This is a genomic window from Enterobacter sp. SST3 (assembly GCF_000286655.1).
Classification (GTDB): domain Bacteria; phylum Pseudomonadota; class Gammaproteobacteria; order Enterobacterales; family Enterobacteriaceae; genus Enterobacter; species Enterobacter roggenkampii.
On the sequence record NZ_ALNS01000047.1, the window covers coordinates 20,067 to 28,494 of the forward strand.

Consider the following 8,428-nt stretch of genomic DNA (forward strand, 5'->3'; position numbering starts at 1 on the left):
ATGAGCAACAACGATGTTGATAGCGCGATGCGCGCACGTGTCTGCGCGCAACTTCGCGATATAGAGCAGCGCTATAACGTGCGCGTGCTCTACGCCTGTGAATCGGGCAGCCGGGGATGGGGTTTTGCCTCACCGGATAGCGATTATGATGTGCGGTTTTTGTACGTTCACCGCCCAGAATGGTATCTGCGCGTCGAAGCCCAGCGGGATGTGATCGAGCTGCCGATAGATGATGAACTGGACGTTTGTGGCTGGGAATGGCGCAAGGTACTGGGCCTGCTGAAGGGGGCAAACCCGACGCTTATCGAGTGGCTGGATTCCCCCGTTGTTTATCAGGAAGATGAGACGGTAGTGGCCGAGTTGCGCGCGCTGATACCTGCGTGGTTTTCGCCATTGCGCGCCCGCTGGCATTACTACTCAATGGCCCGAAAAAACTTCCGTGGATATTTACAGGGGGAAACGGTTCGGCTGAAAAAGTACTTTTATGTTCTGCGACCTTTGCTGGCGGCGCGGTGGGTAGAAGCGGGGAAAGGCGTTCCACCGATGCGTTTTGCCGAACTGCTTGCCGGGAGCGAACTGTGTGCGCCGTTACGTGCGGAAATCGATGGATTACTGGAAATAAAACAGCGCGCAGGTGAAGCGGAATATGGTCCTAAACGGCCCTTACTCCACGCTTTTTTGCAAAGTGAGCTGGTGAGAGGAGAAGTGCCGCCGGTACTACCCGACAGCAGAGAAGGAAATTTAAAAGATCTGGATTCGCTGCTGATGAGAACAGTAATGAAGAGCTAAAGAATGGCCCGGTAGTGAAAACGCCCGGGCCATTCTTGCGCTTATTCAAACAAATTCTGATGAAGTTTCTGCACCACCTGCTCAGCCTGATCGGCTGGCACCAGGAAGCAGAGGTTATAGCTGGACGCACCGTAGCAAATCATGCGGATGTTGAACGGGTCGAGCACGCCAAACACCTCTTTGCCCACGCCGCAGGCGCGGGACAGCTTGTTGCCGATGATAGCAACCAGCGCCAGGTCTTCTTCGACTTCCACGCGGCACAGCTCGGACAGCTCAATCAGCAGCGACTGCGTCAGCAGGGTATCGCCGGTTGATGTGGAGCCGGTGGTGTCCAGCGTCAATGCAATGCTCACTTCCGAGGTGGTGATCAGATCCACGGAGATATTGTGGCGCGCCAGAATGCCAAACACTTCCGCCAGGAAACCGCGGGAGTGCAGCATATTGTGGCTGTGGAGCGTCACCAGCGTCTGGCGACGGCGCAGGGCCAGGGCGCGGAACAGCGGCGGGTTTTCCGTTTTCTTGCAGACCAGCGTGCCGCCCGCTTTTGGATCTTTACTGGAGCCGACGAAGACCGGAATATCGCTGCGCACAGCAGGCAGCAGCGTGGCCGGGTGCAGCACTTTCGCGCCGAAGGTGGCCATTTCCGCCGCTTCTTCAAACGCGATCACATCAATACGTTTCGCCGCGGAAACAACGCGCGGGTCGGTGGTGTAAATGCCCGGAACGTCAGTCCAGATATCGACGCGCGTAGCATGCAGGGCCTCGCCCAGCAGCGCGGCGGTATAGTCGCTGCCGCCACGGCCAAGCGTGGTCGTGCGGCCTTTCGCTTCACTGCCGATAAAGCCCTGAGTGATCACGATGCCGTCTGCCAGGCGCGGGGCCAGCTGCTGATTGGTCAGCTCGGCCAGCGCTTCAACGTCCGGCTCGGCGCGGCCAAAGCGGTCGCTGGTACGCATGATTTTGCGTACGTCAAACCACTGCGCCTGAACGTTACGCTCGCGCATGATTTCAACAAACAGCAGGGTGGACATCAGCTCACCGTGGCTGACCAGCTCATCGGTCAGGGCGGTGGAGGTGGCCAGAGAGGCCGCTTCTGCCAGCGTGGTGATGTTTTCCAGCAGGCGTTCCACTTCCTCGCGGATGACGTTCGGGTTCTGCAGACGCTCAAGGATGTCGAACTGAATTTTGCGCAGTGCATCCAGCTTCACGAAACGTTCTGTCGCTTCCAGTCCTTCAGACAGAGAAACCAGCAGGTTCGTCACGCCGGCGGATGCAGACAGCACCACCAGGCGGGTATTCGGATCGGCCAGCACCACATCGGCGCTGCGGTTCATGGCATCGTAATCGGCCACACTGGTGCCGCCAAACTTGGCGACCACAAAACTCGTCATAACAACCTCGTGTCAGGGAATGAATAAGCGACCATGGCACAAGAATGAAACGAAAACAGGTGCAGGCGCAAAATACGGCCCTATAAATAAAATGTGGGGGAGGTCCTGTCAATGCTGGGATTATGCGGATTTTTTATGGGGGGGTACCCCTGAGAAACAGGACTTATAACAGGGCCAGATTTTATGCTTCGTTTTAGGGCATTTTGACCGACATTTCTCCGCTCCAGGAGGGCGCTTCAGCAGCTATACTTTTCGGGTCTTTTCACCTGTGTTTGATGCAGGCCAGGGCAATGGCATAAAAACCATCACAATTTTTATTTGCAGGCGCTACAATCGACCGCAGTCACAATTCTCAAATCAGAAGAGTATTGCTAATGAAAAACATCAACCCAACGCAGACCGCTGCCTGGCAGGCACTCCAGAAACATTTTGATGAAATGAAAGATGTCACCATCGCGGACCTGTTCGCGAAAGATGCCGATCGTTTCAGCAAGTTCTCCGCGACCTTCGACGACCTGATGCTGGTGGATTTCTCTAAAAACCGCATTACCGAAGAGACGCTGGCAAAACTGCAGGATCTGGCGAAAGAGACCGAGCTGGCGGACGCCATCAAATCCATGTTCTCCGGTGAGAAGATCAACCGCACCGAAGACCGTGCCGTGCTGCACGTAGCCCTGCGTAACCGTAGCAATACCCCAATCATCGTTGACGGCAAAGACGTCATGCCGGAAGTGAACGCGGTGCTGGAAAAGATGAAAACCTTCTCCGAAGCGATCATCTCCGGAAGCTGGAAAGGCTACACCGGCAAAGCGATCACCGACGTGGTTAACATCGGTATCGGCGGTTCTGACCTCGGCCCGTTCATGGTGACCGAAGCGCTGCGCCCGTACAAAAACCACCTCAATATGCACTTTGTGTCTAACGTCGATGGTACCCACATCGCCGAAGTGCTGAAGAACGTGAACCCGGAAACCACCCTGTTCCTGGTTGCGTCGAAAACCTTTACCACTCAGGAAACCATGACCAACGCCCACAGCGCGCGCGACTGGTTCCTGAAAACCGCGGGCGACAACAAGCACGTGGCGAAACACTTCGCTGCGCTGTCCACCAACGGTAAAGCCGTCAGCGAGTTCGGTATCGACACCGCGAACATGTTCGAATTCTGGGACTGGGTCGGTGGCCGCTACTCTCTGTGGTCTGCAATCGGTCTGTCTATCATCCTGTCCGTGGGCTTCGACAACTTCGTTGAGCTGCTCTCCGGCGCGCACGCGATGGACAAACACTTCTCCACCACCGCACCTGAGAAAAACCTGCCGGTGCTGCTGGCGCTGATCGGTATCTGGTACAACAACTTCTTTGGCGCTGAAACCGAAGCGATCCTGCCGTATGACCAGTACATGCACCGCTTTGCTGCTTACTTCCAGCAGGGCAACATGGAATCCAACGGTAAATACGTGGACCGTAACGGCAACGCGGTGGATTACCAGACTGGCCCAATCATCTGGGGCGAGCCGGGCACTAACGGTCAGCACGCGTTCTATCAGCTGATTCACCAGGGCACCAAAATGGTACCGTGCGATTTCATCGCCCCGGCTATCACCCATAATCCGCTGTCCGACCACCATCCGAAGCTGCTGTCCAACTTCTTCGCCCAGACCGAAGCGCTGGCGTTCGGTAAATCCCGCGAGGTGGTTGAGCAGGAATACCGCGACCAGGGTAAAGATCCGGCAACGCTGGAGCACGTGGTGCCGTTCAAAGTGTTCGAAGGCAACCGTCCAACCAACTCCATCCTGCTGCGCGAAATCACGCCGTTCAGCCTTGGCGCGCTGATTGCCCTGTACGAGCACAAAATCTTCACGCAGGGCGCGATCCTGAACATCTTCACCTTTGACCAGTGGGGCGTTGAGCTGGGTAAACAGCTGGCAAACCGTATTCTGCCAGAGCTGGGTGACGATAACGCGATTACCAGCCATGACAGCTCGACCAATGGGTTGATCAACCGTTATAAAGCATGGCGTGCGTAATTAAAACGCCATGAAAACGTGCCGGCTTAATGCCGGCATTTTTTTATCAGATAATTCCTGATGTCTGTTAGTTAACGCAAATTCTGGTTCTGAGTTTAATCTGAAAAAGACGTTTAACCCGTTAATTGCTGCGGTTTATTTTAAGAAAATACGCAGAAGGAATTTAATATTTCAATATTATAAGCTATTGTTTTATAGTTATTTAATATTTTTTCTATTTGTCTTTCATTTCGATTTTATCCATTAGTCTGAAAACCCACCCTCTATTTCCCCTTACGGCAAACCCACGGCATGAGTTGTGTATACTCGATTCCGCCTGAAATTCTTTTCGGGCAAATCTCCATTCATTCATTGAAGGGAAATTGTTATGAAGAAAGTACTGTATGGCATTTTTGCCATATCTGCGCTTGCGGCGACATCTGTCTATGCAGCTCCGGTTCAGGTCGGGGAAGCGGCAGGGTCGGCTGCGACGTCTGCGTCTGCGGGAAGTTCTACCGCAGCCAGCGCCAGCACCGTAAGTTCAGCCGTGGGTGTCGCGCTGGCGGCAACCGGTGGCGGTGATGGCTCCAACACCGGAACCACGACCACCACGACAACCAGCACCCAGTAATAGCGGGTGTTTTAATCATAACCACACTTCGGTGTGGTTATTTCGCCCCTTCGGAGAAGAGTCGTGAAGCGACCAGCAATCATTCTGATTTGCCTGCTGCTGCAGGCGTGCTCGGCCACCACTAAAGGGCTGGGAAACTCACTGTGGGAAAGCCTGTTCGGCACACCGGGCGTGCATCTGACCGATGACGAGCTTCAGAACATGCCTTATGCCAGTCAGTACATGCAGCTTAACGATGGCCCGCAACTGTTTGTGGTGCTCGCTTTCGATGAAAACGGGCAGCAGAAATGGGTGACGCAGGATCAGGCCACCATCGTGACGCAGCATGGTCGTATCGTGAAAACCCTGTTGGGCGGCGATAACCTGCTGGAGGTGAATAATCTCGCTGACGATCCGCTGATCAAGCCGAACCAGATCGCCGACGGCGCAGGCTGGACGCGCACGATGGGCTGGACCGAACACAAGCAGGTGCGTTACGCCACGGCACGCTCGACCTTCCGCTGGGACGGCACCGACAGCGTGAAGGTCGGCAGCGACGAAACGCAGGTTCGCGTGCTGGATGAAGAGGTCACCACCGACCAGGCCACCTGGCATAACCGCTTCTGGATCGACGAGGAAGGGCAGATCCGCCAGTCCTTACAGTATCTCGGTGCCGGATTCTTCCCGGTCAAAACCACCCTGATCAAGGCGGCGAAATCATGAAAACGCTCATCCACGCTGCGCTTATCGCCAGTTTTGCCGCGCCGCTGGCATGGTCCGCGGGAACGGTAAAGGTCTACACGCCGGACAGTGAAAAACCTAAAACCTTAACCCACGCCGAACGTCTGCTCGATCTCGTCGGACAGCCAAGGCTTGCCAACAGCTGGTGGCCAGGCGCGGTCATCGCTGAACGGCAGAAGACCGTGGAAGCGGAACAGCAGCACAAGGCGCTTCTTGCCAGACTAACGGGACTCGCGGAACAGGAAGACGGCGACGACGCGGCGGCCATTAACAGCGTCCGTCAGCAGCTGCAGGCGCTGAAGGTGACGGGCCGACAGAACGTCAATCTTGACCCGGATGAGGTGCGTGTCACGGAAAACGGCAACCCGACCCTGGAAGGGGACTATACGCTCTGGCTTCCGGCGAAGCCGACGACGGTGACCGTGATGGGGCTGATCGGCAGCCCGGGTAACAAGCCCTTTACTCCCGGCCGCGACGTGGCGAGCTACCTCGACGAGCAGAGTCTGCTGAGCGGTGCGGATAACAGCTACGCCTGGGTGGTTTACCCTGACGGCCACACGCAAAAAGCGCCCGTCGCTTACTGGAATAAACGACATATCGAACCCATGCCGGGCAGCATTATTTTTGTCGGTTTTGCCGACCATTTCTGGACGAAGGCGTATGACGGGCTTAACGCCGATATCCTTCACTCCCTGATTCAGCGGATACCGGAATAATGAAAAGAACCTATCTCTACAGCATGCTGGCGCTCTGCGTGAGTGCCGCCTGCCATGCAGAAACGTATCCGGCACCCATTGGCCCGTCTCAGTCAGACTTCGGCGGCGTCGGTTTACTGCAAACGCCCACCGCGCGTATGGCGCGCGAAGGGGAAATTAGCCTTAACTACCGTGATAACGACCAGTATCGTTACTACTCGGCGTCGGTGCAGTTGTTCCCGTGGCTTGAAACCACGCTGCGCTATACCGACGTCCGGACGAAACAATACAGCAGCGTCGAGGCGTTCTCAGGCGATCAGACCTACAAAGATAAAGCCTTCGACGTCAAGCTGCGCCTGTGGGAAGAGAGCTACTGGATGCCGCAGGTCTCCGTGGGCGCCAAAGATATTGGCGGTACCGGCCTGTTTGATGCGGAATACATCGTGGCCAGCAAGGCCTGGGGGCCGTTCGACTTCTCGCTCGGTCTGGGATGGGGCTATCTCGGCACCAGCGGCAACGTGAAAAACCCGTTTTGCTCCTACAGCGATAAATACTGCTACCGTGATAACAGCTATCAGAAAGCGGGCTCCATCAACGGCGACCAGATGTTCCACGGCCCGGCCTCGCTGTTTGGCGGCGTGGAGTATCAGACGCCCTGGCAGCCATTGCGCCTGAAGCTGGAGTACGAGGGGAATGACTACTCGCAGGACTTCGCCGGGAAGATTGAGCAGAAGAGCAAGTTTAACGTCGGCGCCATTTATCGCGTCACCGATTGGGCCGACGTTAACCTCAGCTACGAGCGCGGCAATACGGTGATGTTTGGCTTTACGCTGCGCACCAACTTCAACGACATGCGGCCGCACTACAACGACAACGCGCGGCCTGCATACCAGCCGGAGCCGCAGGATGCGATTCTGCAGCACTCCGTGGTGGCAAACCAGCTGACGCTGCTGAAATACAATGCCGGCCTGGCGGATCCAAAAATTCAGGTGAAAGGCGATACGCTTTACGTCACCGGCGAGCAGGTGAAATACCGCGACTCGCGGGAAGGGATTGAGCGCGCCAACCGGATCGTCATGAATGATCTCCCGGACGGGATCCGTACGATCCGCGTGACGGAGAACCGTCTCAACCTGCCGCAGGTGACGACGGAAACGGACGTTGCCAGCCTGAAGCGCCATCTGGAAGGCGAACCGCTCGGACATGAAACCGAGCTGGTGCAAAAACGCGTTGAGCCGATCGTGCCGGAGACCACCGAGCAGGGCTGGTATATCGACAAGTCGCGCTTCGATTTCCATATCGATCCGGTGCTAAACCAGTCCGTCGGCGGGCCGGAAAACTTCTACATGTATCAGCTGGGCGTCATGGCGACGGCGGATCTGTGGCTCACCGACCACCTGCTGACCACCGGCAGCCTGTTCGGCAACATCGCCAACAACTACGACAAGTTCAACTACACTAACCCGCCAAAAGACTCGACGCTGCCGCGCGTGCGTACCCGCGTGCGTGAGTACGTACAGAACGATGCTTACGTGAACAACCTGCAGGCCAACTACTTCCAGTACTTCGGCAACGGGTTCTACGGCCAGGTGTACGGCGGGTATCTGGAAACCATGTACGGCGGCGCGGGGGCAGAAGTGCTTTATCGTCCTGTCGACAGCAACTGGGCGTTCGGGATTGATGCCAACTACGTTAAACAGCGTGACTGGCGCAGCGCGCAGGACATGATGAAGTTCACCGACTACAGCGTTAAAACCGGTCACCTGACCGCCTACTGGACGCCGTCTTTCGCGCCTGACGTGCTGGTGAAAGCCAGCGTCGGCCAGTATCTGGCGGGCGATAAGGGCGGCACGCTGGATATCTCCAAACACTTCGACAGCGGCGTCGTGGTGGGCGGCTACGCCACCATTACCAACGTCTCGCCGGACGAATATGGGGAAGGGGACTTCACCAAAGGAGTTTACGTGTCGATTCCGCTGGATCTGTTCTCATCCGGTCCAACCCGTAGCCGCGCGGCCATCGGCTGGACGCCGCTGACGCGTGACGGCGGTCAACAGCTTGGACGTAAGTTCCAGCTGTACGACATGACCAGCGATAAGAACATTAACTTCCGCTGATGCTTCACGCCGGGCGGCACTGCGTTTGCCCGGCCTACGGTTTTTGTAGGCCCGGTAAGCGCAGCGCCACCGGGCGAATCAC

7 protein-coding genes are annotated in these 8,428 nt (G+C 56.5%); 6 read left to right on the forward strand and 1 reads right to left on the reverse strand.

Annotation, left to right across the window (positions count from 1 at the left end; genetic code table 11):
* Window positions 1-789: a DNA polymerase beta superfamily protein gene (locus tag B498_RS00725; RefSeq protein ID WP_008503420.1), complete on the forward strand. Its 789-nt coding sequence runs from the start codon at window positions 1-3 to the stop codon at window positions 787-789.
* A 41-nt stretch (window positions 790-830) separates the two neighbouring features.
* Here B498_RS00725 and lysC read toward each other — a convergent pair whose 3' ends face one another.
* Window positions 831-2,180, reverse strand: a complete 1,350-nt coding sequence (gene lysC / locus B498_RS00720) for a lysine-sensitive aspartokinase 3 (RefSeq protein ID WP_008503421.1) — start codon at window positions 2,178-2,180, stop codon at window positions 831-833.
* Between the two features lie 374 nt (window positions 2,181-2,554).
* Here lysC and pgi point away from each other — a divergent pair, with 374 nt between their 5' ends.
* The 5 genes from pgi to B498_RS00695 all read left to right on the forward strand — a co-directional run bounded on the left by pgi (window position 2,555) and on the right by B498_RS00695 (window position 8,346).
* On the forward strand, window positions 2,555-4,204 hold the full coding sequence (gene pgi, locus B498_RS00715) for a glucose-6-phosphate isomerase (protein WP_008503422.1): 1,650 nt from the start codon (window positions 2,555-2,557) through the stop codon (window positions 4,202-4,204).
* Between the two features lie 367 nt (window positions 4,205-4,571).
* Window positions 4,572-4,814: an exopolysaccharide production protein YjbE gene (yjbE, locus tag B498_RS00710; protein ID WP_008503423.1), complete on the forward strand. Its 243-nt coding sequence runs from the start codon at window positions 4,572-4,574 to the stop codon at window positions 4,812-4,814.
* A gap of 63 nt (window positions 4,815-4,877) precedes the next feature.
* Complete coding sequence (locus B498_RS00705; protein WP_008503424.1) at window positions 4,878-5,516, forward strand: YjbF family lipoprotein; 639 nt, start codon at window positions 4,878-4,880, stop codon at window positions 5,514-5,516.
* Window positions 5,513-6,250 (forward strand): capsule biosynthesis GfcC D2 domain-containing protein, encoded by a 738-nt coding sequence (locus B498_RS00700; protein ID WP_008503425.1) that lies wholly within the window; start codon window positions 5,513-5,515, stop codon window positions 6,248-6,250. The genes B498_RS00705 and B498_RS00700 overlap by 4 nt, the downstream gene beginning before the upstream one ends.
* Window positions 6,250-8,346, forward strand: coding sequence for a YjbH domain-containing protein (locus B498_RS00695; protein WP_008503426.1), 2,097 nt, complete (start codon window positions 6,250-6,252; stop codon window positions 8,344-8,346). Before B498_RS00700 ends, B498_RS00695 begins: the two co-directional genes overlap by 1 nt.
* Window positions 8,347-8,428: the final 82 nt, after the last annotated feature.